This window comes from Bacillus sp. P4_E1 (assembly GCF_056401715.1).
Window position 1 is genome coordinate 1 of record NZ_JBFUIV010000004.1, and the last position, 25,663, is coordinate 25,663.

Genomic DNA, 25,663 nt, shown 5'->3' on the forward strand with positions numbered 1-25,663 from the left:
TCCTTGTACAAACTAAACTAGAAATGCTACACCTTTATCAATATTCCCTGTAGAATCGTTAATATTTTTAATGTTACGATAGATGAAATTTTAATAGTCGTTAATTAAATTACTTCTATTATTCCACAAAATAAGACGTAACTAAGCATAGTTACGTCTTTGCTTTTTTTTATACCGCTATTTTACGTGCAATAAGACTCCCACCTCAAAATTAGGTTAGTGGAATGAAGTCAGGTGGGAGATTAACTGCCCGAAAACGCCCGATTGGTGAGGGCTAATAATCAGTGGGGAACAGCCACCACTGATTAAAGTTTCACATTATCTAGGCTTTTTCTTACCAGTAAAAGCTGGTTTCTTTTTCTTTGGTGCTGGTGGTTTCGATTCTACAAATGTTCCTTTGAACATTTCTTGTTTCGTAAACACGATACCTAATTTTTTCGCAAATTGAAGTAATTTACGCTCTTCTTGTTCTGTTACAAGAGAAACAACTGTTCCTTCTTTGCCCATACGTCCAGTACGTCCTGAGCGGTGAATATATTGGTCTACTGTGTCTGGTAACTCTAAGTGGATTACGTGTGTTAAATCATCGATATCTAATCCACGTGCTGCAATATCAGTAGCAAGTAATATTTCTAATTTCCCGCTACGGAACGCGCGCATCGTTACTTCACGCTCTTGTTTGCTTGCCTCTGCATGAAGTGCTGCTGCTTTCATTTTACGGAACTTCAGTTTTTGAGTAATTTCATCTAAACGGAATGGATCATTTAAGAAGGCAACTGCTTTTACATTTCCCATATGCATAACTCTTCTAATATAATCATTTTTTTCACGACGCTCACAAACGATATACGTATGTTCAACTAGGCTCTGTGCCTCTGAACGTGTTACACGTACTAATTGTGGTTCAACTGTCAAATCACGTGCCGCATCTTCTGCAGCTTTTGTTATTGTCGCCGAGCAGAATACTAATTGACGATCGCGCATCGTTGATTTAATTACATCAAGTACAGCACCCATCATCTTTTGTTTTACAATTTGATCAAACTCATCAAATACAATCGTTTTCACTTCATGCATCTTTAATTTTTTCATGCGAATCAACTCTAAAATACGTCCTGGTGAACCGACAATAACTCTCGGATGTTTCTTTAATTTTTCAACTTGGCGCTTAATATCCGCACCACCAATTAAAGACGCACCTGAAATGTCCGTTCCTGCTGTAAACTTTTGAACCTCTTCATGAATTTGCATAACAAGTTCACGAGTTGGCGCTAAAATTACAACTTGAGGTTGTTTAACTTCAGGATTAATTTTATGTAAAAGTGGTAATAAGTACGCTAATGTTTTTCCTGTTCCAGTTGGAGATTCAGCAATAACGTCTTGTCCTTCTAAAATAGTTGGAATCGCTTGTTTTTGAATTTCAGTAAATTCTTTAAAACCAGCCTTTTCCCAAGCTTGTTGTAAAAATGGTTGCATATCTTTTATCATTTGTTTTTCTCCTTTATCTCTATTTTTGAAGAAAATGTTGTATTGTTCGCACCGTTTCTATCATGTGTGAAATAACAGCTATTAAATCATCAACATGGTCTTCTGTAATCGATTTTTGAAATAGAACCTCTACCTTATTATGATATGAAATCGCTTGCTTATTATATTCGTATGAAATTTTTTGCGTAATCATTCGCTCTTTTCCCCATATAGAATGCAATAAAGTTTCAATTTCTTCGCATCCTATCTCTGGTTGCTCCATTTCGAACGAGAATTCCAGCTTCATTTCACAACCTGGTATAAACTGAGGTACTTCTAATATTTCACCTGATAAATTCTTTGCATCAACAGATAGTGAAAATGTCGCCTCTACCATCGTTTTAAATGTTTCTGTTAGTTGAAATGAAATACTATACATACGACTTAATGAAGCAAGGTCCATCACATCTTTTCGATCCGTTACGAGAATATCACCGTGTAAATCGAAATCATAGACAGCTCCTTCCACAATTACCTTTAAATTTTCAAAAGCAGTTGGATCAAACATAATTTCCTCCAAAAAACAGGCGCCTTTCGATGGAAAGGCGCCACTTGATGTATATATAGTTTACAGATAAACGAGATGAATTACAACCTTTTAGAATAAACCTACTGCTTTTCCATCTTCATTTACATCCATTTGTAGTGCTGCTGGTTGTTTAGGAAGGCCTGGCATTGTTAACATTGTTCCTGTTAACGCAACGATAAACCCTGCACCGATAGATGGTTTTAATTCACGAATTGTAACGATAAAGTCAGATGGGCGACCTAATTTTGTTGCATCATCTGAAAGAGAGTATTGTGTTTTCGCCATACAAATCGGTAGGTTACTCCAACCTTCTCCCTCATATTGAGCTAATTGCTTACGTGCTTTCGGAGCAAATTCAATATCTTTTGCGCCGTAAACTTTTTGAGCAATTGTACGAATTTTTTCTTCTAATGGTAATTCTAATTCATAAAGTGGTGCGTAGTTGTTTTCACCTTTTTCAATTTCTTTTAACACTTTCTCAGCAAGGTCAACTCCGCCTTGGCCACCTTTCTCCCAAACTTCTGTTAAGGATACTGCATAGCCACGCTCATTGCACCATTCTTGTAAGTATGCAACTTCTGCATCTGTATCAGTAATGAATTTGTTAATGGCAATTACGAAAGGAACACCGAAGCTTTGAATTGTTTCAACATGCTTCTGTAAGTTCTCCATACCTTTTGCTAACGCATCTACATTTTCTTCTTTTAATTGATCTCTCGCCACACCACCGTGCATTTTAAGCGCACGAATAGTCGCAACAATAACTACCGCTTCTGGTTTAATACCAGCTGCACGTGCTTTAATATCTAAAAACTTCTCGGCACCTAAATCTGCACCGAATCCAGCTTCTGTAATAACATAATCACCTAATTTTGCTGCCATTGTCGTAGCGATAACACTGTTACAACCGTGAGCGATATTCGCAAATGGTCCGCCATGAATGATAGCTGGTGTATTTTCTAATGTTTGTACTAAGTTCGGTTTTAATGCATCTTTTAATAGAAGTGTTAACGCTCCTTCTACTCCTAAATCTTTAACTGTTACAGGTTGATTTGAAAAATTATAAGCGACAACAATGCGAGATAGACGTGATTTTAAATCTTGAATATCTGTTGCAAGGCAGAATACGGCCATAATTTCAGATGCTACTGTAATATCAAAACCGTCTTCACGTGGTACACCTTGAACCGGTCCACCAAGGCCAATTACTACGTTACGAAGGGCACGATCATTTAAGTCAACACAGCGTTTCCAAACGATTTTACGCGTATCAATTCCAAGTGTGTTTCCTTGTTGGATATGATTATCAATAAACGCCGCTAATGCGTTATTGGCAGTTGTAATCGCATGAATATCTCCAGTAAAGTGAAGGTTAATGTCTTCCATTGGTACTACTTGAGAATAACCGCCACCTGCTGCTCCGCCTTTTAATCCCATTGTTGGTCCAAGAGATGGTTCGCGAAGTGCAATTACTGTTTTCTTACCAATTTTATTAAAAGCTTGGCCTAAACCAACTGTTACTGTTGATTTACCTTCTCCTGCTGGAGTTGGGTTAATCGCTGTTACTAAAACAACTTTACCGTCTTTCTCATCTTGTAAACGCTTAAAAATATCAAGAGATAACTTGCCTTTATAATGTCCGTATGGCTCTAGTTCTTCTTCTAAAATATTTAAATTAGCTGCAATTTCTTGAATCTTCTTCATACTTGCTTCTTGTGCGATTTCAATATCAGATTTAACTGTTGTAGTAGTTGTCATATACCCTAGTCCCCCTTTAATTGATTCTGATGATATTGTATCAGTTTTTTGTATTTTCTGCACTTATTTACCTCCTAAAACCCTTCAATTTTGTTATACGTTTTTTAACATAAATACCCATAAAAATGTTAACGCTTGTTGTAACTCTGTAGGTAGCTGACCTAACATCTTCTCATTTACTCCACGCTTATATACGCCGGTACCATCTACAACTTCAAATCCTTGTTCTTTTGCTAACTGTTCAAATTCCCAAGGCATCATCGTATTGCAAACAACGTCTTTGCCATATAGGCGCGGATAACTGTGCTCTCTCGGTTTTGCTGTCGGTCCTAAAATTGCAATACATGCGTATCCATCTTTCTTTAAAACACGCTTTATTTCATTTAATGCTCGCAACGGCTCCTCGGTCCATTCTAAAGAATTAATTGCCATAATTGCTTCAAATTTCTCATTTTCAAATGGTAATGAAGAAAGATCACCTTTTATAAAAGATAAGTTTGGGTCTTCTCCGCGCTCCTTACCCTTTTGAATCATAACTTCCGATAAGTCCACCCCAACCGCTTTGTAGCCAGTAAGACTTAATTTATATGTACCATACCCATCACCACAGCCAACATCTAACACTTGTACTTCCTTTTCCACGTACTGCTCAAAAAATGGAATGATTGTACTCCTGCTCCCGCTATCCCACATTTCTTGACTATTTTGATTCCAAAACTCTGCATCGTTATCCCATTTTTTCTCTGCCGATTCATGCCAATTAAACTTCGCCATACATTCCCCTACCTTCACGTATTATCATTCATTTCATTCTACATCATGTTCCAAAATCCCTGTTTATCTTCATAAGGAGATAAAGTGAAACTTTAATCAGTGGGGGTGTTTGTTCGCCCCCACTGATTATTATTTGAACCAATCGGGCTTTTACTGGCAGCCCGACTCCCATCTAACTTCTTTGCTCCAGCCGAATTTTGAGGTGGGGGTCTTACTGCACGGCAAATAGCGGGATAAACAGGATAACAACGGAATCTGTTTTCTCCAATTTTTGCTTTACTTGGGTTTAACTCATACTCATGTTCTGCTCCTTATGAAAGATACTATAGATACACCCAATTGAAAGAGAGGGATGTACATGCGAAGAAAGAGAAATCATCATTTTAAAAGTGGTGAAAAAAACGAAGAGTATGCAGCTGAAATATCTCCGGCTGGTATTCCGATTAGACATGAGCGCAAAGAAATTGCAAATGAAATAGAAGGTACAAATACCGGTGCAATGATCGGCTATGTCGCATTATTTCTTTCGTTATTCTCCATTGCTTTTTATCCTGTTACACTCGGCTCCCTTGCTATTTTAGTTGGCTTATTAGCTGTCAATTTTGGAGCGAGAACACTTGGATATACCGCAATTGGTTTTGGTAGTTTTTCTGTTTTATTTACTTTACTCTATCCGCTTGCTTTGTCAGCGTTTTAAAAAAAACACACCAAGTTATACTTGGTGTGTTCATTCGTGATACAACATAATATGACCGCATCCACAACAATGCTTCGCTGTAATTTCTTGAAAAACTGGATAATTTTCTTCATCTCTATGCTCAATAAACACCTTTTCAAATCGGTACATGTTTGGCGCATATGCCCAATCTTGTTTCGTACGTGCATATAATGTTGAAGAAAAAAACTCCTCACCACCACAAACGATACATCCCTTCTTCATCAATACCCCTCCTATGCTTGTCTTACTTCATCTATATGAACATAAGCATAAAAAAAAGACCTTCTATTACTAGAAAGTCTTCTCTGAAACAAAAAGAAATGTACCGAATATACCTACTCCGCTATATTCTTTCGTAACACCAGCTTCTGTTTTATACGTTTGCTTTACAGTCATAAAGAAAACACCATTTCGTGCATCAATACTTTCAAACTGTAATTTCTCTTTTTTTTCATCTACATTTTGCGTGCATTCAAAGCTACTCTCGTCACATTTCAATGCATACTTATCCTCTAAATACAATTTAAAATCTGATTCTTTCGGACAAGTTATGAGTAATATTGCCACGAGAATAATACTTACAATACCCACAATTGTATAATATTTCTTCATTTGTTCTCCTTTCAAAAGACAAGAAAACTTGACTTCATGCGCCAAGTTTTCTTAGTCTACAACCCATTGCCACTCTTGTTCTTTCTTATCAAAAATGAGCCAACCCGTTTCTGTTGCTTCCGCTTTCAATTCATCGATATTATCTAGTACCTCATCCGTACTTTCGAATGATCCTACTACATATACCGGAATTTCAAGACCTCTTCTCGACTCAATTTTCCCCGCTAAATCAATGTATAATCCATCTTCCATTAACGGCATAAGCCCAAGGATAACTTCCTTTGAAATTGCTGGGAAAATTTTTGATTTTTGGAAGAAAGTAAAACGTTTCTTTCCAAACGAACCGAGTTTATATGGAATCACTTTACTCAGCATTCCTACAAAATCACCGATTCTACGGTAATACACTTTGTTGTACCAACCGTCATCATGTGAAAAATAAACAAATCTATTCTTCAACAATGGGAAGAACGTTCTTCCAAGTGGTTCTTTTTTGTGAGCCAAATATAATAATTCTGCAATTTCTTTTGGCTCTAACTCATCTAAATCGCTTGCATCATCGAAATCTACCCAACAAAATTCATCAAATTCATCAATCTCTGCTTGAATGAGTTTATGTATGTTTTCTTCCTCAACATATTCAAATAAAGTATGATAATGAAAATCTGTCCACTCAAAATTATGCTTTAAAAGCAATACTTGATGAAGCGGTGAAGGGATGTTACTTGCAAACTCTTTAAACGTAATTCCAGATGTAATAAAACAATGACCCCGACGATTACCATTAATATATATCATATTGTTTACTTGGTCAGATCCTCCAGACAAAGCACCTAGCCACCTTCGTTTTATATGTTTCAATTCTATAGCATATTTTAACATGAAAAATTTTAGAAACATAGAAAAAACTTCAAAAACTATTTACAATTTCATGTGTTTTATTACATACTGATTACAAGAAAAAACGCCTGCTTATGAGCAGGCGTTTTTAAAGGATTTCATCTGGGTTTTGAGGGTGATGATTTCCCTCTTTCTTTTCATCTGTTTGGAACATCGATTGAATTTTATCAATTGTTTGTGGAGCTAATTCAATTATTTTTTCTGCTAAATGTGTCGCATTTTGTAAATGAAGAATATTTACCCCGTCTTTATTCACGACTAGAAATGCTACTGGTGTAATAGAAACACCACCCGCGCTACCGCCACCAAATGCAGGGTTACCGTTCGCTCTTTGTCCATCATTCGTTTGGAAATCAGAACCTCCTGCTCCAAAACCGAACGCTACTTTAGAAACCGTTAACACTACACCACCGTCAGCCGTTTGAACAGGCTCTCCAACAATCGTATTTACATCGACCATTTCTTTTAAATTTTCCATTGCTGCTTTCATTAATCCTTGAATTGGATGATCCACCGTTCATAACCTCCTTTGTCATATCTTTCCTAGTTTTTCCGAAACTTTGTGAACTAAACATAAAATTTTATATTGATTTCAAAAAACTTAAGTTGTAATATTTAGAAAAATAAAAAAGAGGTCGATTTTTTATGATGAGAAAATTAACAAAGAAAGATCATGAACAAGTATTCGCTTACCTAAAAGAAGAAGCAGCCCTTAACTTGTTTATTATTGGGGATTTAGAAGCTTTCGGTTATGAAACAGACTTTCAAGAATTATGGGGCGTATATAAAGAGAATGGAACATTAAAATCGATTTTACTTCGCTTTCACGATACATTTATACCGTATAGTAAAGAAGAGTTTGTGGTTACTGACTATGAGGCACTTCTTTCCGCATATAAGCCGCTTAAACTCTCTGGCAAGTCAACTATTGTAGAAAGATTTGAAACTGCTCCAAGTGTACAACTAGGCGCCAAAAATGAAATGTATTTTTGCGAATGTCTAAATGACAGCAACTTACCTAGCACACCAATTCATGAAACAATTAAACTTGCCTCACTCGATGATATAGAACAAATTATGAAATTACGAAGTGACATCGCTGAATTCCCGACTGCTAATGAATCAGAAAAAATGTTAAGGCAAGCTATCGAAACAAATACAGGACGTACATATTATATTGAAAAAGACGGCGCAATCATCGCATCCTCCTCAACTTCCGCTGAAAATTCATTATCCGCTATGGTAGTTGGCGTATGTACACATTCGAATTATCGCGGAAACGGATATGCTTCACTCATATTACAGAAAATGATTCAGGACTTTACGAAAGAAGGCCGAACCCTTTGCCTATTTTATAACAATCCAACTGCTGGACGAATTTATAAACGACTAGGGTTTAAAGATATTGGAATGTGGACGATGTATCGATAAGCTTTTTCTCAACAAAATTAAAAGGAGTCGCACCGTTTTATATTAACTAAACGAGTGCGACTTCTTTTTGCTAAGTTGATGCTTTCTTTTGTACCTATATCTCATCATTTCTTCTTATTCCCTATGCTACTAAATTCTTTTTTGTACTCTTTATATTTATCTTTGGCAGTTTCAGTGTTATCTTTTTTACTACTAAAATACACATATATTTGCTGACTATGTGTTAACATTTTACCTTCATCATTTTTCTTCTCATAGTCAATTGAAATTATTAATTCTGTTATTTGCATTGGGTGTTTTTCATTATCTATTGAATCATTAAAGTTAAGTACAATTGATGTATTTCCAAATTTATCATATTGCAATTTTAATTTATCATTAATTATTTCTTGAAATTGTGCTTCTGTTAAAGTGAATCCAACTGAATTTGGTTCATTTAATTTTTTTCTATTACCACCTGTTTTCAGTTGTAATTTCCCTACACCGTGTAATCTATTAAATATCAATTTCACAGGAGAAACATCCAAATTTGAAGCCGAACCTTGAACTTTTCCGTTTTGATACATAAAGTTTGTATTATATTTTTCTTCCTCTTTATAATTAATATCCTTATGTCTATCCTTTTCATCTATTGTTTTACTTGTTATTCTTTGAGACGTTTTTCCATATAACAATTTTTCTTTCAAATTATATATACCTTCAGTAGTTTGATATAACGTATTATAATGGTTTTCATCACCACTTGTTTCTATAGTAAAATCAACAATCCGCTCTTTCACATAAGCATACCCATCATCACTAGCAGACATAACGTTTCCCATGTCACCTTCATCCAATGCCTTAACAAATGACTCATACTCTATCTTTTTTTCAAAAAAGCTACATGCTTGTAGTAGGCTGATTGCTACTATTATAGTAATCATTTTAGAAGCCCTTTTTTTGTTCATTTCATCATCACACTACTCTCTCTCTATTCAATCAGATAAGCTTTATCTTACTTAGTTGAAGAAGAATCATTTTTTCACTTCTATATTCATTGCAACTATTTTTCAATATACTTATTCCACTATATTTTATACTTAGCAACGAATTACTCTTTAATAATGAATAAGGTTCCACCATGACTTTATCCCTTCAATTCACACACTCACTTAATCACTTATCATTTTTATATTGTTTTTCATAATTCACATAATCTTTTTTAGCTTCCTGATCATTATCCTTTTTATCACTAAAATTCACAGATATTTGCTGAGTATGTATTAATAATTTCCCCTCACTATTTTTCTTTTCATATACAATTAAAATTGTTAATTGTATTATTTGCATTGGATGCTGTTTCGTATCTTTAGAATCGTTAAAATTAAATGCAATTGATGCTTTTTCAAAACTATCATATTGTAAATTCAATTTATCGTTAATTATTTCTTGAAATTGTGATTCCGTTAACATAAAACCAACTGTATTTGGTTCATTAACTTTCTTTTTATCTCCCTCTACTTTCAGTTGTAAATTCCCAACACCTTGCAATCTATTAAAAATTAGTTTTACATGTGAAACATCCAAGCTCGAATCAGAACCGTAAGCCTTTCTATCTTTATACATGAACCTAGTGCTATATTTTTCTTCTTCTTTATATTTATTATCCTTATGTCTATCTTTTATGTTCGTAATATCACTTGTTATTTTTTGATTGGTTTCTCCATATAATAAATTTTCTTTCAAATTAAATATACCTTCAGAAGTTTGATATAGCGTATTATGAATTCTGTCATCACCATTTTTTTCTGTGGTAAAGTCAATAACCCGTTCTTTCACATACGCATATCCATCATCACTCGCAGACATAACCGTCTTCATATCACCTTCATCCAATGCCTTTACTAATCTCTCATACTCTATCTTCGTCTCCCCAAAACCACATCCACTTAATAAACTTGATACTATTGACAGAACTATCATCATCTTAGCTTTCTTCTTTAACTTCATACTGACACCCCGTTGATTTCTCTAGGCATTTTTAAGTTCATTATGTTCTTTTTTGGAAAGTAATACATTTCACCTTTACTTACTGGTATTTTTTCACTTATATGAATTATATTAAAGATACTTTAATTTTTAATACCATCGATATATATACAATCCTTAATTGTTTATATAATATGTTCGAATTTTCAGAAATCAAAACTTATTTTATTTCTTTCGCTTTCTTTTCCTCTCTCTCTTTATAACGCTTTAAGAATTCCTGGCGTTCCCTATCATGTTCCTCCCATGAAATATAAAATGATGGAAATTTAAATCTGCAATAGGCTAATAATTGGAACTCTGCTGCACCTATTGCTACTGCGTACATTACAAGGGTTCCTGCCATATACCCCACTAAAACCCCTGTTTCATAATTATTATGAAAATAAATTAAAATAAGAAGGGTTAGTACATATATCGTAACACCAATCATTGCATTGCCTTTTGTTTTACTAAAAAATGAAGTTGCTCTTTCATCCATACTAAATGCTCCACTCTCTGCTTGTTTAAAGGTATCAATCGTTGTCACCAGATGAACAAAAACTGCCCCTAGAAACAATAAACCCACATACAATAATGTAATTTGATCAATTGAATAATTCGAAATTGCTGGAAGTATAAATAATGTGAATCCTATAGTTCCTAGCTGAAATGCAAATAATAATATCACAAATGCTTGCAACTTTTGATATTTGAAACGAGCTTTTGGAATTAGATATAGAATGAAAAAGATTACTTGCAAACCATATAACACTAATTCAATACTAACAATTATTTTGTCAAAGAGAGTTGGATAGTAACCCCAGCCAATCTTAATTAATGCTACCAAAATAAAAAGCATGAATAATGAACTATAAACTATTCCTCCAAACATAAACACCATAGAATCTTCTGGGCTTAAGCGATTTCTACATGTAATTTTAAATTCATCTAAATCTTTTTCTTTTATATTCCACATATAATTACACCATCTTTTCTAAAATCATGTAATAACTCTATTTTTGTAGACAAACTGAGAGTAAATAAATGTTTTTGGTATTTCATATTAAACTAGCCTTTTTTACTTTGTTTAACAAACACAAAATACATCAACATACAACTTAACCTCAGCTTGTACAACTATCTTTTCAAAAGGAGTTAGAGAAATCTTGTCACCGTTCAACAAAAAATCTAAAAACATAATAAGCATGGGTATAGAAGTATATGCAAAAACTCCCCCATAAAAGATTCTTATATAATCCGGACTTAATCGGTTTCTATTTTCAATTGCAAAAAGGCCGAAATCTTCTTCCTTTATTTTCATCATTTATCCTTCTTTCTCATTTCTTATTAAACTCTTAGAAATCCTTTCTATATTCCAAATCCAGGCTTATCACGTTCTAGACATTTCAAATATTTTTCATACTCCTAAATACGATCTCTATTATTTACTTTTCGTTTTAGATTGTTTATTTTACTTTTGAAGTCTTCCCCATTTAGTTGTTCCACCTTTTTTTAAAAATCACATTTTATTTAATAACTCTTAGAAATTCCCTTAACCCTTTTACCCAGTTCCACCCCCTTACTTAAAGTGCCTCTCCTAATTATTCATTCTTCTTATACTTTACTTTGTAATCTATATATTCTTTTTTTGCATCTTGATTATTACCTTGTTGACTATCAAAAGATGTGTGTATTTGTGATATGTATTCTACTAACTTGCCTTCTTCATTTCTCTTCTTATAATTCATTACAATACTTACTTCCAATATCTGCTCTGAACCATTTGTAAACTCAATATGCAGTGCGATCGATCCACCACCATATTCATCATATTGTATTTTCAACTTATCATTAATAATACTCTGAAACTCTGATTCAGTTAGTTTATATCCAACAGTACTAGGTTGATCAAACTTTTTTATATCATCTCCTGGCTTCATCTTTAGTTTCCCTATCCCTTTTAAACGATCTACAATTAAGTTCACGTATGAAACATCCAGACTTGAATCCGCACTTTGTACCTGTCCATTCTCATAACTAATATTTGTACTATAATTAACTTCTTCTTTATAATTTTTATTATCTACTTCCGAGGTAATTTCTTGTGTTGTATTTCCATATAAACTTTTATCTTTCGTATTATATATACCTTTCGAAGTTTGATAGATTGTTTTACTGTGCTCTCCATCTTCCTTTTGCTCATATGTACTATATATACCTCTTTGTTTCACATACGCATATCCATCATCACTAGCGGACATAACCTTTTTCATGTCACCTTCATCCAAAGCTTTGACAAATGGCTCATACTCTATCTTTTTTTCAAAAAAACTACATGCTTGTAGTAGGCTGATTACTATTATGATAGTAATCATTTTAGACACCCTTTTTTTGTTCATTTCATCATCACACTACTCTCTCTACATTTTCAATTAGATAATCTTTTAATCACCTTACATAATTAAAATTTCTTTTGGTAGTTCAAATACTCTCCTTTAAATCATTACTTTTTTTACCATCAAAACTTACAATACACACTTTCTTTATGCCTTACGTTTCGATTTACTTTTTTTATTTTTCTTTTGATATCTTGGAGTTTCTCTTTTATGTTGCTCCCACGAAATGTTAAATGATGGAAATTCAAATCTACAATAAGCTAATAATTGAAATTCTGCTGCACCGATGGCTATCGTATACATTAAAAAGCTCCCTACTACATACATAAATAAATCATCAAACCCATAATCGTTATGAAAATATATCAAAATAAGAATAGTTATTGCGTATAGTGTAGCCCACTTCATCATATTCCCTTTTGTTTTACTAAAGAAAGAAGCAGACCTTTCATCCATACTAAACGCACCTTCACTCGCTTGTTTAAACGTATCAATTGTTGTCACAATATGAAAAATTACTGCTCCCAAAAGCAATAAACCCGCATACATTATTGTAATCCAGTCAATTGAATTATTAGCCATTTTAGTAACAGTCAAAGCAGTAGGTGCTATTGTTGCCATTTGGAATGCATATAATAATACAACAAGGGTTTGTAGTTTTTGAAATTTAAATTGAGCTTTCGGAAATGAATAAATAATTAAAAGAATTATTTGTAGGATATATAAGAACACTTCTAACTTAACAATTCCTATATTAAAGAGAAGCATACAGTAATCCCACCCAGCTGATAAAACAATAGAAAAAATGGTTATTGAACTAAATAGTATTCCTCCAAACATAAATCCTGTAGCACCTTCAGGGCTTAAACGATCTTTACATGTCATCCTAAACTTATCTAAATCTTCTTCTTTTATGTTCCACATTCAGTTTTTCACCTTCTATACGTTTCAATTATTTTTCGAACACTAAAATTCTATTAATATATTATTTATTTTTCGTTTTGAATTTCTTATTTTGTTTTCGAAATCTCCCACGCATTCTCTCATTCTCTTCCCATGTCATATTAAATGACTTGAATTTGAATCTACAGTACACCAATAGCTGGAATTCTGCTGAACCAACGGCTACTGTATACAGTAAAACAGTACCTATTACATATCCAATCAAAGTATCAATCTCATAATTATTATGAAAATAAATCAAAATAAGTAGCAATAATACGTATATTAAAGCCCCTTTCATCATAGTTTCTTTTGTTTTACTAAAAAAGGAAGCTGATCTTTCATCTATACTAAATGCCCCTTCACTTGCCTGTTTAAACGTATCAATCGTTGTAACAATATGAACAACCACTGCTCCTATAAATAAGAAGCCTACATATACTAATGTAATTCCGTCGATTGTATAATCAGACATTCCAGGAAGAATTAAAGCCGTGAATAATATCGTACCTAATTGAAATGCATATAATAACACAACAATCGTTTGAAACTTTTGAAATTTAAATCGAGCTTTTGGAAATGAATATAGAATTAAGAAAATTATTTGCAAGCTATATAACACAAGTTCAATTTTAACAATTGTTTTTTCGAATAAAGTAGTATAGTAGTCCCAACCAAAGGTTACTAAAGTACCAATAAGGAAAAACATCATAACTGAAACGTACACTATTGTTCCTATCATAAAACCTAAAGCACCCTCAGGGCTTAATCGACGTTTACATGTCACCCTAAATTGATCTAAATCTTCTTCTTTTATTTTCCACATTCAAGTGCCCCACCTTTAACCACATTCACTTAAATCATATAGATTAAAAATAAAAACCTTCTCATTTTAACGAAAAGAGAAGGTTTTCTTGCTGTTATACATTCATGCCATATTCAAAACTTTCCCTCTTCAAATAACGTATTATAGTTGTTAATCTTTGAAATTTTATTTTCGCTATTAATTTAGGCATTTTTACTTTTCTTAAAAAATACCAAATATGCAAATAATGACGAGATTAAGAGGAATACACCCGCCCCTATACCCTCATATATTTTAAAATAAACAGCAGCAATTATCACAAATATTGACATTATCATTATTAGAATCATTGTATATTTCATTATAAATTCTAACGCTTTATAGATAGATACTATTGTCCTTTCAAAAAAACTTTTCTCTGTTTCCGAAACATTCCGATCCTTATTCAAAATAACTCCTTCCCCTCTTTACAAATTGACTTTCGAATAAATTTTCCCTTTCAAAATAAGAACAAAGCGAACTGTAGAACGTAACTACTACCAATACAGATTAATCCAATTGAAAAATCTCATATCGAATTGTTCAATCAATTACATAGAGATTTTAGAATAAAAAACCTCCTCATTCTAAAGAGAAGAGAAGGTTTTATTTATGTCACATCCCCATATACTATACAAAACTATCTCTTTTGCAACGCTTCATTATGTTCCTTTATCTTATCGCTCAATGCTTTAAACTCTAACATCCACTCTGATATTTTTTCAATTTCCTGATCAGTGGATTTTTTCCTATATATAAAACCAATCACTTTAATATCGGAAAACGTTGAATCTCTTACCTCTTCATCTACTGATTCAAATTGAATAATTGCTTTCGTCGTGTTTGATACTTCGACAAGAATCTCATATACGTCAAAGTAAAAAATCATGCGAAATAAACTTACATTACTTACGGATAAAACTTTTGAAATTTCTCTCAAAAGTTTAGGGTATCGGGAATCTTCCATTCCTTCTTTCACAGATCCAGAACGTAAAGTATCATTAATCATTTCAACAGTACTTTCAGCAGATATTATTTCATCAAGCATTTCACCAGTTATTATACATTCAGATGCTGAAGCTTTACTCAATATTTTTTGTTTAACTATCTCGGCATTTCTCTCTTTACAATCTTGCTGAAAGTACACTTTTCTTTCTCTAGAAAATAAACCCATACATCCCCCTCACTTTTCAAAGCAAAAATAACACTCGGATTTTATAGAATAAAACTATCCACATATTATTATTTCTATGAAACTTTCTTTTCCCTATAGATCACAAGCTTAAAATATTATTCTTCATTAAATACAGCAATCTTCACTTCAACATACTGTAAAGACTCATCACCGCTAAACACATGATAAATTGGCGAGGCTAAATTCAGATTATTATCCTCCATATACTGAAGCATTTCACCATATACTTGCTCTGTTAATTTTTCATAATCTCCCGTATATCGTTTCATGAGCATCTCATCAACATAATAATAGCTCCTAAATTGAAGTGTTTCTGATGCTGGAATTTTATCTTCATTTACCGGCATAAATAATTCAACGTACATATTTTCATCAGATGGTATATTTTTCAAAGCATAAAACATCGGACCTTTTATTGTTAAATTCGCTGTTGCAATTTCTGACATAAAATGTTCAATTGCTTCTTCCATATCTTCGTAATGAAAATAGTACTCTTTCGAAACAACATTTGTATATGCAATACTTTGTCCTTCAATTATCATTTTATTGTTTCACCTACTTCTATAATAGGAGCATAAATATCTAGCCACATGTCACCGTATACGTCTAAACATACGTGATAAAAACCATTATCTAACTTGATATGATGCTGTTCTGCAAACTCATGTATTAAATTATAAGCATCCTCAATATCACCATCTTCATCAGTAAATCGAACACTTAATGCCTCTTCAATAATTAATCCATCAACGTATTCATATGCAGAATTCTCCCCTAATTTAACACGTTCATTTACTGGAACAGAATACGTATATTCGCCGTACTCTGGTTCATTGTCCAATGGCTGATATTTAAAAAGAACAGGACCTACAGCATATATTCCATTATGAACAACTTGATTTCTCAGTGCGATAGCAGGTAATAACCAATCTTCTTTTTTTACAATTTGAGTAATACTAATTAAATTTAACAGTGATAACGCTTTATATTGAATTTTCATAATACTTACCCCTTTTACTATTCTTTCTCTTGGCTATATTTTTTATGTTTCTTCAAATGTCACTTACACTCTCCTTCACATACCTTCCACATTATGGTAAGTGACGAACATTTAAACCTACTAGACTCATTTCCTTTACGCCTTACGTTTCGATTTCCCTTTTTTATTTTTCTTTTGATATCTTGGAGTCTCTCTTTTATGTTGCTCCCATGATATGTTAAATGACGGAAATTTAAATCTACAATAAGCTAATAATTGAAATTCCGCTGCACCAATAGCCACTGCATACATTAAAATATTCCCTACTACACCCCCCATTATAAAATCGTCTAAGGCAAAATCATTACGAAAATAACTCAAAATAAGTAGAATTAGTACGTATATTGTGGCCACCTTCATCATAGTTCCTTTTGTATTACTAAAAAATGAAGTGGATCTCTCATCCGTACTAAATGCACCTTTACTCGCTTGTTTAAATGTATCGATTGTTGCCATAATATGGACAATAACTGCTCCTATAAATAATAACCCTGCATATATTAATGCAATCTGGTCAATTGAAGAATTAGCTATTTCAAAAACAATAAAAACAGTGAACCCTATAGTCCCTAATTGAAATGCATATAATAATACGACAAATGTTTGTAACTTTTGAAATTTAAATTGAGCTTTTGGAAATAAATATAGAATAAAAAAGATTATTTGCAGAGCATATAACAACACTTCTAGCTTAACAATTTCAATATCATTGAAAAGAGCTATGCAGTAATCCCAACCAGCTGATAAAACAATAGAAAAAATAGCTATTGAACTATACAGTATTCCTCCAAACATAAACACCGTTGCACCCTCAGGACTTAAACGATCTTTACATGTCATCCTAAACTTATCTAAATCTTCTTCTTTTATATTCCACATCATCTATAAGCACCTTTCGTGTAGTCTAATTACCAAAATACAGATTTTAGTTTTTCTCCTATTTTTAATTTTTCATTTATCTTTTCAGTTACATTTTTCACTCCTTTTTTAACATAATCTATCGCATTATCTTCCCCATTCCATTTTTTATTTAATAGCCATGTACCAACTACCGCCGTACCAGCTCCTACCACAGTACCAAGCGGTGGAAGGAAAAACGACCCCGCTACAGCACCAGCTGCCATCGCTCCAGCATTTGCTCCAATATCTACAGCTGAATCTGTTGCTACATCAACTACATCTTTTAACTGCCAACCACCTTCTTTAGCATCAACAACATTACCTCCAACTGACACAACCGCTCCAAAAATACCTGCTCCTTTCAATATTCCTCCTGCTTTACCTAGGCCTTTAAACGCTTCTTTCCATTTCATAGGATTAATATCCTTTAAGCCGTCTGCCCAAGCAGCTTTAAATGAACTCAGTCCTTTTTTCCCAATCGCGGTAGGCACTCCTTTGTTCTCCCGATCCATCCGAAAATCTGCGTAATTTTGAAACTCTGGTAATTTATAAATATTTCTGCGTGCCTTTTTTATTTGTTCCTTTGTTGTTTTCAAACCCTCGAATTTAAATTCTAATTTATCCTGTAAATATTTGAATAAAACGTCATCTTTATTATCCATTTTAAGTATTCTTTCTGCTAAAACCATATCTTCTTTCTTAGAAGTCGATAATGTATATGCCCCTTTACCTTTTCGGCCTTTAGGATCAAAAAGGGCATCAAAACCCAATTTCTTTGTAACATAATGCATGCGTATGTAGGCATTTAAAGTAGCCTTAGCTCCCTTATTCCCAATATCAAACTTAGTCATGGCATCTGCCAATCCCTTAATGATATTTCCAATTGATGTGTCAGCTAATAGCTTCCCAATTGAAGCGCTAGACAAATTCCCATTATTCACTTTTATTTGTTGCATTCCCTCATCTATCTTACGCATTAATTCATCAAATTCTTGCAGGTCACTTTGCTTACTATTATAAGTCTCTAATTTTTCTAATGTATCACTGATTTCTTTTTGGCTTTTTACAGCGCCTTCAGTGATGCTTGATGATGATGGATATTGAATTGCGACGATGTCACTAATCGTACCTACTGTTTTTTTTGCCTCTTCATTAGAGTGGCTGAATCCCTCACTATATCCATTAACTTTTTTCTTTACATCATCCAAATAACTTCCATGAATTTTCGCATCTGCATCACTGTCAACCTCACTGTTAAATTCCTCTATTGCTTTTTGAAATTGACTTTTTAACATTTCCGTTGTAACTGTAAATCCAGTGATAACAGCTCCATGAACTGTAGATAAATGATTCTTAATAGTATCAGCAACTTTCCCTTGAAAAGAGTTAATTTGTGTAAAGTCCTCTATTTTTTGCTGCAATGTTTCCAAATGTTGATTTAACTCTTCAGCACTTGAATTAAAGCGGTCTTGCAGTTCTTTTACTTCTTGTAACTCTATGATTTTGCTCATATTTTCTCCCTCCTATCCCTTTACATAGCACGGTGAGCTGAACTGTCTTTCAAATCTTTTCCAAGCTTTTCATCTTGCTGAACCATTTCTTGTCCTGTTTGCTGAATTCTACTAATATCCTTTTGTAGTATTTGTTCATATTGCTGCACTTTTTTCGATAACTTTTCAATCGCTTCACAATATTTTTTCAGTTTACTTAAATTCGTACGATGTAACTGCATACCATTAAATTTAGTCTTACCTAAATCACTAGCACCACTTTTCAAATCACTTACTTTCGCATCAAATACCCCTTTATTTAATTTAATTTCCCCCATTTATCATTTCCCCGCCTTCTGTACTTCTACTTGAATACTAGCGTCAACCATTGAAACACTTCTACTTAGAGAAAGAATACTAGACTCACATGCAGCGATTTCTCTTTCAAGCCGTCGTATGGCTTGATCGATGTCTTCTTGCACTCTCCCTAGTTCTCCAATAAATCTCCCTAAATTAGAAATGACTTGTTGTTCATACGTTTCTTTAAAAGTAGTTGCTCTTTGCCCCTTCCAACTACTCTCGTTTATTTCTAAAGACTTAAACTGCTCTTGATTTTGTTTAATTGCTTCAAGATTATTTACAAATTTCCCTTTAGCAGTTATTAGCCTTCGTAGTTTCATTTGTAATTCAGCCAATTGCCCTTGTTGATGACTTATACTACTTAATAAACCAGATTTTTGACTATTTAATTCCTCTATCCCCATGCAAATCCCCCCTTAAATAGTTGGCACTTTAATTCTAGTAGCAAAACGATTTTCAACAAAATACCCTTCAAATGGATTTAATTTTGTACTACTTAAATCTTTATTAGATACATCGAAGACCATCTGGCCTGATGATTTTCTAAGTAAAATAACATGAGATTGCGTTTTTATTGTTTTTGAAACTAAGTCGTATCGACTGTCAATTGAATCAACATCACAGCCAATTACGAAGTGGATGCCCATAAATGCACCATTTGTTATTAATTCCGCCAAACTATATATATCGCTATCTTCTAAATTACTTAAAATATCATTTACATCTGCGATTACGATTACAATCGGCTTAAATTTCTTAATAAATTCTGCCGGGTTCACTGTTTCACTTGATGCTTCCTGCTCCTCTTTAAACGCCGCTTCTCTCGATTTATAAGCATTTGTAACTTGTTTAATCGTTTTCTCAATTCCTGTTTTTTCAGCTACATATAAAGCAGAGCTCTCTCTATAGTTTGAGAAATTGCGTGTTCTTGTATCAATTAAACCTAGGTCAAAGTGACCACTGTCTGCTAACTGTTGAAGGAATTGATGAACTACATTTTCAACTTCATCTTTCTTAATTCCCCCTACAACAATATTAGACGCTTCCGTTAAATCTAATTCGAGAGGTGTAACGCTTTCTGTTTCTACACCAAATGTTAGTTTGCCTGCTTCAATAATTTTCCTTGTTTCTGGCCATGCAATAAATTCTTTGTATTCCAGAACTTCAGGTACCATAGGAATTGCTTTCGGTCTTTCTCCATTCCAGAAGGAATCCATCTCTTTTCCTTCAGCTTGTATATTTTCAATTCGAGTAAGTACATCTTCTCCCTTTGTCGGTAAAGCTGTTTGGAAGATTGTTGGTTCGTCAATTTTAACTAAACCACGTCCTGCTAATTCTTCAATTTTCAACTCTGTTCTTCCTACAATAGCTCTAGATTCTGCCTCATCTATCATATATAGCGCTATTTGTAGTTTAATATTTGTATTTACTTGTACTCTCAATGCATTTTGACGTGTAGCCGTAAGCATTAAATGAATTCCTACCGCTGCCCCTTCACGTACAATTTGTGCAATAATGCGTTCAAAGTCTTCGACAAATCCAGCTTCTCTAACAGCATCATAGTTATCTAACGTAATTAATATTGTTGGTAATACTTCTTTACTAGCTCTCTCATACATTTCAAGACTTGCAACGCCATATTTACTTAGCAATTGCTTTCTATCTTTTAATAAGTCTTCTATGCGACGAAGAAATTTCTCGCATTTTTCAACTTGGTCTAATGTAATGATGTCTGCCACATGTGGTAAAGATTTTAATGGCATTAAGCCATTTGTTCCGAAGTCTAATAAATACACATGCAAATGCTCTGGACTATGCTGACGAGCTACATCCATAATGACTGATTGTAAGAATGTTGATTTTCCGTAGCCTGGACTTGAGAAGACCGCTACGTGTCCGTCTTTACTAATATCTAGTGTTAATGGTGTTTGTGATTGTAATTCAGGCTGATCTAGTAGACCAACTGTTGCTTTTAATGGTTTCTTTTCTTTCGTCCATGCTTCTTTGAACTGAATAGCATGTAAGTCTTGTAAATATACGCTTTCTGGAAGTGGTGGTAACCACGGTCTAGCTAACGCTTCAATTTCATTTATTTCTGCGTAATCGTGAATGTAGTCAATAACAGCATCCAGTTCAGATGGTACGCTTATTACTTCTTTACTGCTACCAAGTCCACTTAAGTCTTCACTTAATATTTCATATTGTCCTAAATCATTTATTGCATAGATCGTTGCGTCTAAATGTTCTTTATCCTCTTTATTTTCTACATAGTCTGCTCCGCTCCAAGCTGATTGGAATAGTTCATAAATTTCATTGTTCCCAACTTGTAAGTACGCACGTCCTGGTAATGTAATTTCAGCAGCATCTGGTGTTTTTAAAATTTCATTACTATCTGACGTATTTTGAACTTTTAATGCTAGTTTGAATTTCGAGTTACTCCAAATTTGATCATCTACAACACCACTCGGTTTTTGCGTAGCTAATATTAAATGGATTCCGAGTGAACGACCGATACGCGCTGTTGAAACTAACTCTTTCATAAATTCTGGTTGTTCTGACTTCAGTTCCGCGAATTCATCACTAATTAAAAATAGATGTGGCATCGGTTCACTTACTAAGCCTTCTTTATACAATTTTTGATACTGGTTTATATGATTTACCTCATTTTCCCCAAATAATCGTTGCCTTTTTTGTAATTCGGCTTTAATTGATGCGAGCGCTCTCATACTTTGTGCTCCATCTAAGTTTGTAATTGTTCCTAATAAATGCGGTAAGTTTTTAAATAAATTCGCCATACCGCCGCCTTTATAGTCAATTAGTAAAAAGGCAACTTCGTAAGGATGGAAATTGACTGCTAGAGATAAAATATACGATTGTATAATTTCCGACTTACCTGAACCGGTTGTACCTGCTATTAAGCCGTGTGGCCCGTGAGCTTTTTCATGTAAGTTTAAGTTTACGATATCTTCTTTACCACGTAATCCAAGTGGTACAGCTAAAGATTTATGTGCTGCATTTTTCTCCCAACGACTTGTGATATTCAGTTCTTTTATTTTTTCAACACCGTACATTTCTAGGAATGTTACGCTTTCTGGAATACTATTTTTTAAGTTTTGCAAATGGTTTAACGGTGCCAATGCACGTGAGACATCTTCTAAATTGAACCCTTTCGGTACATGATTCAATTTAAATTGACGGTTAACAAGCTCTCCTTGCTCTAAGATGATGTTCCCTTGTTTTGCATCTCTTATATCAATTACCGTTTTCACGTGCTCCGGTAAACTTTGCATAACATCTTGTACAAATACAAGTGATACACCTAATTGACTCGGATCATCATTAAAGAATTCCATAACAACATGGTCTAGTATTAGTTTTTCATCTGTAATGAGAACGACATAGTGCGGTGCAAAGTACATTTTTTCATTAGTTGAACTTTTTTCATCTAGTTTTAATTTTCGTTCTTTCAATATTTGATACAAACTATTTAACACTTGATCACGACTACGATCATGGTATACAAATCCACGTACATTTATATCTCGAACACTTCCATGAGGTAGCCAGCGCATCCAATCCCATTTTTCTTTTTCTTCTTCAGGAAAAATAGTAATAAACTGCAAGTCATAATAACTATGGAATAACGCGGTTTGCACAACTAATAATTGTAATTGTTCTAACACTAAAGAGCGTTGTCCAATATAGCCAACCGGTCCATTTATCAAATCTGTTACAACAGGTACATCTTCCAAAGAAAGATAACGCTGTCTTAGTTCACGTGCTATATCAATTAATTCATCTTTCGTTTGACTAAATTCTTCTTCATTAAATTGGATTTCAAAACTCGTATTAGCTTGTCCTGTCCCAACGCTAAATGTTAAGAAATCATGATGTAGCATTGTTTTTTCATATATACGTGGATTTACTTGCACAGCCATATTACGTATTACTTCAACATTTGGATTATGAAATTGTAATGCATGACGCTGCTTTTCACTTTCTGCATGTAAATCTTTCGTTTTTTGTTTTATATACGCTCTATAACTTTTATCACGTTCAACAATGTCAATTTTATATTGCTTTAAATTTTTTATATAAGATGTGACAGAAACAATAATCGTTACTAATGTCATCGCTATCGATGCAATAATAAACATTCCATATTTCATAAAGATAGCGAGTAATACCGTTACGACAATCATGACAAGAGATGGTGCAATAATTCTCGCCAAATGCTCAGTCGGTTTTGACGGCATACTTGAAGGTTTTGCAATTGTCATTTTCTCTTCTGGTTCACGGTAAATAATACGTGGTGAACGATGATAGTCTGGATAACCACTTTGATAATTCGTTTCGGATTCTACTAAAATAGGTAACGTAGATTTAACGTTCTCTTCTGAAGACAATACTTGAATATCTTCACTGCCTATCTCTACTAAAACACCATCAAAATATAATTGATCTCCTGCTTCTAACATAGCGCTATCTTTTAGCTTCGTATAATTATGAAATACATCCCCTTCATATACGTTTACTCTAAAAGAATCGTACAACGTTTCACGAGATAGCATTAAATCCACATTTGTCCCGATAATAGAAATATCATCATAACTGTTTTGACTAATTGTAAGAGAATGTTTCGTTCCGATATCAAACACTTTAGTTGTACCAATAATAGATATAAAGATTTTCAAGCTCACATCTTTAGTTTTTCCAATCTCAAATTCCTTATTGAACTCTATTAATTGATTTTGTACCATCCAAGCGTTCACTTCATTATTCCACTTTAATTCTACTTCTTGTTCTAAACTTGGATTCGTAATATCATTTGTCCACTCTTTTCCAATCGACACTATTGATTGCTCATTTGGATGTAATGTGCACTTATATATTTTGTCTCCATAAGTCAATACTAATAGTTGCTCCATCCGTGTTCACTGCTCCTTTTCAACTGTCTCATCAAGTCCTTGCTTACTCTTTTTTCTCTGTGGCCGACAAGTCTTTATCGCTTGATGAATTACCATATTTCTTTTTATACTCATCTAATTGTTGCTCATATGTTTTTAACTTTTGATCACGCTCTTCTCCTGACAAGTCCGGATTATTTTTCAGCGATTCAATTTGTTTAACAAGGCCGTACATAATAAGCTGCGGATCATCAAGTGTCTTAGCTAAATCTAATGATTTATCAAAATCACCTTTTCCGTTATACATCCAATAAAGTAAATACTTTTCATCACTTTTCAAACTAATATTTTTCATAATTGCTTTCTTTTGATTTTCACCTAGTTTTTCAGCTGTAATGTATGCAAATGCTAACTCATATTTAGACGCAACCGGTAATGATTCAAATTCCTCTTCATTTAATTGAGTAATTACTTTGTCATAATCAGTTGCTATGAAACTCGCATTTGCTTCTAATAATTTATTTTGATAAGGAAATTTTATAAAAGTGAAATATATTAAAGGAGCAGCTAAAATCACAGTCGCCGCTATGAAGGAAAAAGCTAAGTATTTAAACGATTTATAGCTTTTTTTAGGTACTAACTGCATATTTTTTTCTGTTTTTGTTTGTTCCTTCTCAAAGCTGTCATCAAGAAATTGCAGTAATGCATCTAAGCTTTCCATTTGAGCAACCGTCTGTTCAAATGTTGTTTCTTTTGCATCTTTTAGTAACCCAGCATACAAATCATCAAAATTGTGCTTTTGGGAGAATAAAGCGATAATTAGACACTTATATTGTGTTAAAAATTGCTCTTCTAACAACGGGGTTGGTGGAACAATATCTCGAATTCCTCTATGTATAATACTTGGCATTAAATTAGCATTAAAAACTATATTGTCCGGATGTAAAAAGAACGTGATTCGTTTATTTAAATATTTACGAAACTGCGCAACATTTCGAAGCAGTCTTAATTTCTCATTTCTTCCAAAACGGCTAAGATCATCCCACTTATATAATTTTTTATCCACTTGAAATATAAAGGTAAACATATCATCCGTTTCCTCTATCGTTAATGGTACAAATTCAGATGATGCGCCCGTAATTACATCAAATTGACGGAAGTCTTTTATACGTGTTTGAGATTTTGTCATCTCCAATTTCCAATTTTCCTTTTCTATTTGAAATTGATAGTTCATTGCATCAATTTGAATTGTTTTTTCCGTCATTTTTATCCTCTTCTCCTTTTCTTTATAACCCGTAATAACTTATTTTCAAATAACTAAAAGTAAACATATT

26 protein-coding genes and 1 pseudogene are annotated in these 25,663 nt (G+C 33.4%); 2 read left to right on the forward strand and 25 right to left on the reverse strand.

Annotated features, from left to right (window positions below; translation table 11 throughout):
* Positions 1–318 precede the first annotated feature (318 nt).
* The 4 genes from AC1DS7_RS06425 to AC1DS7_RS06440 form a co-directional block, all read right to left on the reverse strand.
* Complete coding sequence (locus AC1DS7_RS06425) at positions 319–1,488, reverse strand: DEAD/DEAH box helicase (RefSeq protein WP_002012513.1); 1,170 nt, start codon at positions 1,486–1,488, stop codon at positions 319–321.
* A gap of 19 nt (positions 1,489–1,507) precedes the next feature.
* Positions 1,508–2,035, reverse strand: a complete 528-nt coding sequence (locus AC1DS7_RS06430) for a hypothetical protein (RefSeq protein WP_002065080.1) — start codon at positions 2,033–2,035, stop codon at positions 1,508–1,510.
* Positions 2,036–2,125: 90 nt separating this feature from the next.
* Positions 2,126–3,814, reverse strand: a complete 1,689-nt coding sequence (locus tag AC1DS7_RS06435; protein WP_002031556.1) for a formate--tetrahydrofolate ligase — start codon at positions 3,812–3,814, stop codon at positions 2,126–2,128.
* Between the two features lie 93 nt (positions 3,815–3,907).
* Positions 3,908–4,588 (reverse strand): class I SAM-dependent methyltransferase, encoded by a 681-nt coding sequence (locus AC1DS7_RS06440; RefSeq protein ID WP_002127066.1) that lies wholly within the window; start codon positions 4,586–4,588, stop codon positions 3,908–3,910.
* 358 nt (positions 4,589–4,946) lie between these two features.
* Between AC1DS7_RS06440 and AC1DS7_RS06445 the strand changes: the two genes are divergently transcribed.
* Positions 4,947–5,285, forward strand: coding sequence for a hypothetical protein (locus AC1DS7_RS06445; protein ID WP_001253195.1), 339 nt, complete (start codon positions 4,947–4,949; stop codon positions 5,283–5,285).
* 30 nt (positions 5,286–5,315) lie between these two features.
* Here AC1DS7_RS06445 and AC1DS7_RS06450 read toward each other — a convergent pair whose 3' ends face one another.
* The 4 genes from AC1DS7_RS06450 to ytfJ form a co-directional block, all read right to left on the reverse strand.
* On the reverse strand, positions 5,316–5,528 hold the full coding sequence (locus tag AC1DS7_RS06450) for a hypothetical protein (protein ID WP_002012518.1): 213 nt from the start codon (positions 5,526–5,528) through the stop codon (positions 5,316–5,318).
* A gap of 69 nt (positions 5,529–5,597) precedes the next feature.
* The gene (locus AC1DS7_RS06455; protein WP_002118741.1) at positions 5,598–5,918 is read right to left on the reverse strand and encodes a hypothetical protein; all 321 of its coding nucleotides are present in this window, start codon (positions 5,916–5,918) and stop codon (positions 5,598–5,600) included.
* Between the two features lie 51 nt (positions 5,919–5,969).
* Positions 5,970–6,746, reverse strand: coding sequence for a hypothetical protein (locus AC1DS7_RS06460; protein WP_002085994.1), 777 nt, complete (start codon positions 6,744–6,746; stop codon positions 5,970–5,972).
* 160 nt (positions 6,747–6,906) lie between these two features.
* The gene (ytfJ, locus tag AC1DS7_RS06465) at positions 6,907–7,332 is read right to left on the reverse strand and encodes a GerW family sporulation protein (protein WP_002127061.1); all 426 of its coding nucleotides are present in this window, start codon (positions 7,330–7,332) and stop codon (positions 6,907–6,909) included.
* A gap of 131 nt (positions 7,333–7,463) precedes the next feature.
* Between ytfJ and AC1DS7_RS06470 the strand changes: the two genes are divergently transcribed.
* Positions 7,464–8,249, forward strand: coding sequence for a GNAT family N-acetyltransferase (locus AC1DS7_RS06470; protein ID WP_088045639.1), 786 nt, complete (start codon positions 7,464–7,466; stop codon positions 8,247–8,249).
* A gap of 104 nt (positions 8,250–8,353) precedes the next feature.
* Here the strand turns inward: AC1DS7_RS06470 and AC1DS7_RS06475 are convergent, their stop codons facing one another.
* The 17 genes and pseudogenes from AC1DS7_RS06475 to essB form a co-directional block, all read right to left on the reverse strand.
* Positions 8,354–9,196 (reverse strand): DUF3952 domain-containing protein, encoded by an 843-nt coding sequence (locus AC1DS7_RS06475; protein ID WP_476998857.1) that lies wholly within the window; start codon positions 9,194–9,196, stop codon positions 8,354–8,356.
* Between the two features lie 208 nt (positions 9,197–9,404).
* Complete coding sequence (locus AC1DS7_RS06480; protein ID WP_476998858.1) at positions 9,405–10,238, reverse strand: DUF3952 domain-containing protein; 834 nt, start codon at positions 10,236–10,238, stop codon at positions 9,405–9,407.
* A 199-nt stretch (positions 10,239–10,437) separates the two neighbouring features.
* Complete coding sequence (locus AC1DS7_RS06485; RefSeq protein WP_078422406.1) at positions 10,438–11,232, reverse strand: hypothetical protein; 795 nt, start codon at positions 11,230–11,232, stop codon at positions 10,438–10,440.
* Between the two features lie 132 nt (positions 11,233–11,364).
* A pseudogene (locus AC1DS7_RS06490) lies at positions 11,365–11,580 on the reverse strand (hypothetical protein); the annotation flags it as partial.
* Between the two features lie 277 nt (positions 11,581–11,857).
* Positions 11,858–12,631: a DUF3952 domain-containing protein gene (locus AC1DS7_RS06495; protein WP_050000274.1), complete on the reverse strand. Its 774-nt coding sequence runs from the start codon at positions 12,629–12,631 to the stop codon at positions 11,858–11,860.
* A 168-nt stretch (positions 12,632–12,799) separates the two neighbouring features.
* Positions 12,800–13,576: a hypothetical protein gene (locus tag AC1DS7_RS06500; RefSeq protein ID WP_050000273.1), complete on the reverse strand. Its 777-nt coding sequence runs from the start codon at positions 13,574–13,576 to the stop codon at positions 12,800–12,802.
* A gap of 61 nt (positions 13,577–13,637) precedes the next feature.
* The gene (locus AC1DS7_RS06505; RefSeq protein WP_476998859.1) at positions 13,638–14,420 is read right to left on the reverse strand and encodes a hypothetical protein; all 783 of its coding nucleotides are present in this window, start codon (positions 14,418–14,420) and stop codon (positions 13,638–13,640) included.
* A 182-nt stretch (positions 14,421–14,602) separates the two neighbouring features.
* Complete coding sequence (locus AC1DS7_RS06510) at positions 14,603–14,848, reverse strand: hypothetical protein (protein WP_476998860.1); 246 nt, start codon at positions 14,846–14,848, stop codon at positions 14,603–14,605.
* A 230-nt stretch (positions 14,849–15,078) separates the two neighbouring features.
* Positions 15,079–15,612, reverse strand: coding sequence for a hypothetical protein (locus AC1DS7_RS06515; protein WP_002186031.1), 534 nt, complete (start codon positions 15,610–15,612; stop codon positions 15,079–15,081).
* Between the two features lie 116 nt (positions 15,613–15,728).
* A complete protein-coding gene (locus AC1DS7_RS06520) occupies positions 15,729–16,175 on the reverse strand; it encodes a DUF5085 family protein (protein WP_002186033.1) in 447 nt (148 codons plus the stop codon).
* A complete protein-coding gene (locus AC1DS7_RS06525; RefSeq protein WP_002186034.1) occupies positions 16,172–16,633 on the reverse strand; it encodes a DUF5085 family protein in 462 nt (153 codons plus the stop codon). The genes AC1DS7_RS06520 and AC1DS7_RS06525 overlap by 4 nt, the downstream gene beginning before the upstream one ends.
* A 135-nt stretch (positions 16,634–16,768) precedes the next feature.
* On the reverse strand, positions 16,769–17,551 hold the full coding sequence (locus AC1DS7_RS06530; protein ID WP_033732157.1) for a hypothetical protein: 783 nt from the start codon (positions 17,549–17,551) through the stop codon (positions 16,769–16,771).
* 29 nt (positions 17,552–17,580) lie between these two features.
* Entirely contained in the window at positions 17,581–19,083 is a 1,503-nt protein-coding gene (locus AC1DS7_RS06535) for a T7SS effector LXG polymorphic toxin (protein ID WP_476998861.1), read from the reverse strand.
* Between the two features lie 20 nt (positions 19,084–19,103).
* Positions 19,104–19,400: a TIGR04197 family type VII secretion effector gene (locus tag AC1DS7_RS06540; protein ID WP_000503886.1), complete on the reverse strand. Its 297-nt coding sequence runs from the start codon at positions 19,398–19,400 to the stop codon at positions 19,104–19,106.
* Between the two features lie 3 nt (positions 19,401–19,403).
* A complete protein-coding gene (locus tag AC1DS7_RS06545) occupies positions 19,404–19,826 on the reverse strand; it encodes a YwqH-like family protein (protein WP_002127046.1) in 423 nt (140 codons plus the stop codon).
* 12 nt (positions 19,827–19,838) lie between these two features.
* On the reverse strand, positions 19,839–24,350 hold the full coding sequence (gene essC, locus AC1DS7_RS06550) for a type VII secretion protein EssC (protein ID WP_476998862.1): 4,512 nt from the start codon (positions 24,348–24,350) through the stop codon (positions 19,839–19,841).
* A 43-nt stretch (positions 24,351–24,393) separates the two neighbouring features.
* On the reverse strand, positions 24,394–25,593 hold the full coding sequence (essB, locus tag AC1DS7_RS06555; RefSeq protein ID WP_002127042.1) for a type VII secretion protein EssB: 1,200 nt from the start codon (positions 25,591–25,593) through the stop codon (positions 24,394–24,396).
* Positions 25,594–25,663: the final 70 nt, after the last annotated feature.

Bases quoted from the DNA above. Each gene is read 5' to 3' on its own strand.
- AC1DS7_RS06425 (WP_002012513.1), bottom strand. From the start codon at position 1,488: ATGATAAAAGATATGCAACCATTTTTACAACAAGCTTGGGAAAAGGCT.
- AC1DS7_RS06430 (WP_002065080.1), bottom strand. From the start codon at position 2,035: ATGTTTGATCCAACTGCTTTTGAAAATTTAAAGGTAATTGTGGAAGGA.
- AC1DS7_RS06435 (WP_002031556.1), bottom strand. From the start codon at position 3,814: ATGACAACTACTACAACAGTTAAATCTGATATTGAAATCGCACAAGAA.
- AC1DS7_RS06440 (WP_002127066.1), bottom strand. From the start codon at position 4,588: ATGGCGAAGTTTAATTGGCATGAATCGGCAGAGAAAAAATGGGATAAC.
- AC1DS7_RS06445 (WP_001253195.1), top strand. From the start codon at position 4,947: ATGCGAAGAAAGAGAAATCATCATTTTAAAAGTGGTGAAAAAAACGAA.
- AC1DS7_RS06450 (WP_002012518.1), bottom strand. From the start codon at position 5,528: ATGAAGAAGGGATGTATCGTTTGTGGTGGTGAGGAGTTTTTTTCTTCA.
- AC1DS7_RS06455 (WP_002118741.1), bottom strand. From the start codon at position 5,918: ATGAAGAAATATTATACAATTGTGGGTATTGTAAGTATTATTCTCGTG.
- AC1DS7_RS06470 (WP_088045639.1), top strand. From the start codon at position 7,464: ATGATGAGAAAATTAACAAAGAAAGATCATGAACAAGTATTCGCTTAC.
- AC1DS7_RS06475 (WP_476998857.1), bottom strand. From the start codon at position 9,196: ATGAACAAAAAAAGGGCTTCTAAAATGATTACTATAATAGTAGCAATC.
- AC1DS7_RS06480 (WP_476998858.1), bottom strand. From the start codon at position 10,238: ATGAAGTTAAAGAAGAAAGCTAAGATGATGATAGTTCTGTCAATAGTA.
- AC1DS7_RS06485 (WP_078422406.1), bottom strand. From the start codon at position 11,232: ATGTGGAATATAAAAGAAAAAGATTTAGATGAATTTAAAATTACATGT.
- AC1DS7_RS06495 (WP_050000274.1), bottom strand. From the start codon at position 12,631: ATGATTACTATCATAATAGTAATCAGCCTACTACAAGCATGTAGTTTT.
- AC1DS7_RS06500 (WP_050000273.1), bottom strand. From the start codon at position 13,576: ATGTGGAACATAAAAGAAGAAGATTTAGATAAGTTTAGGATGACATGT.
- AC1DS7_RS06505 (WP_476998859.1), bottom strand. From the start codon at position 14,420: ATGTGGAAAATAAAAGAAGAAGATTTAGATCAATTTAGGGTGACATGT.
- AC1DS7_RS06515 (WP_002186031.1), bottom strand. From the start codon at position 15,612: ATGGGTTTATTTTCTAGAGAAAGAAAAGTGTACTTTCAGCAAGATTGT.
- AC1DS7_RS06520 (WP_002186033.1), bottom strand. From the start codon at position 16,175: ATGATAATTGAAGGACAAAGTATTGCATATACAAATGTTGTTTCGAAA.
- AC1DS7_RS06525 (WP_002186034.1), bottom strand. From the start codon at position 16,633: ATGAAAATTCAATATAAAGCGTTATCACTGTTAAATTTAATTAGTATT.
- AC1DS7_RS06530 (WP_033732157.1), bottom strand. From the start codon at position 17,551: ATGTGGAATATAAAAGAAGAAGATTTAGATAAGTTTAGGATGACATGT.
- AC1DS7_RS06535 (WP_476998861.1), bottom strand. From the start codon at position 19,083: ATGAGCAAAATCATAGAGTTACAAGAAGTAAAAGAACTGCAAGACCGC.
- AC1DS7_RS06540 (WP_000503886.1), bottom strand. From the start codon at position 19,400: ATGGGGGAAATTAAATTAAATAAAGGGGTATTTGATGCGAAAGTAAGT.
- AC1DS7_RS06545 (WP_002127046.1), bottom strand. From the start codon at position 19,826: ATGGGGATAGAGGAATTAAATAGTCAAAAATCTGGTTTATTAAGTAGT.
- essC (WP_476998862.1), bottom strand. From the start codon at position 24,350: ATGGAGCAACTATTAGTATTGACTTATGGAGACAAAATATATAAGTGC.
- essB (WP_002127042.1), bottom strand. From the start codon at position 25,593: ATGACGGAAAAAACAATTCAAATTGATGCAATGAACTATCAATTTCAA.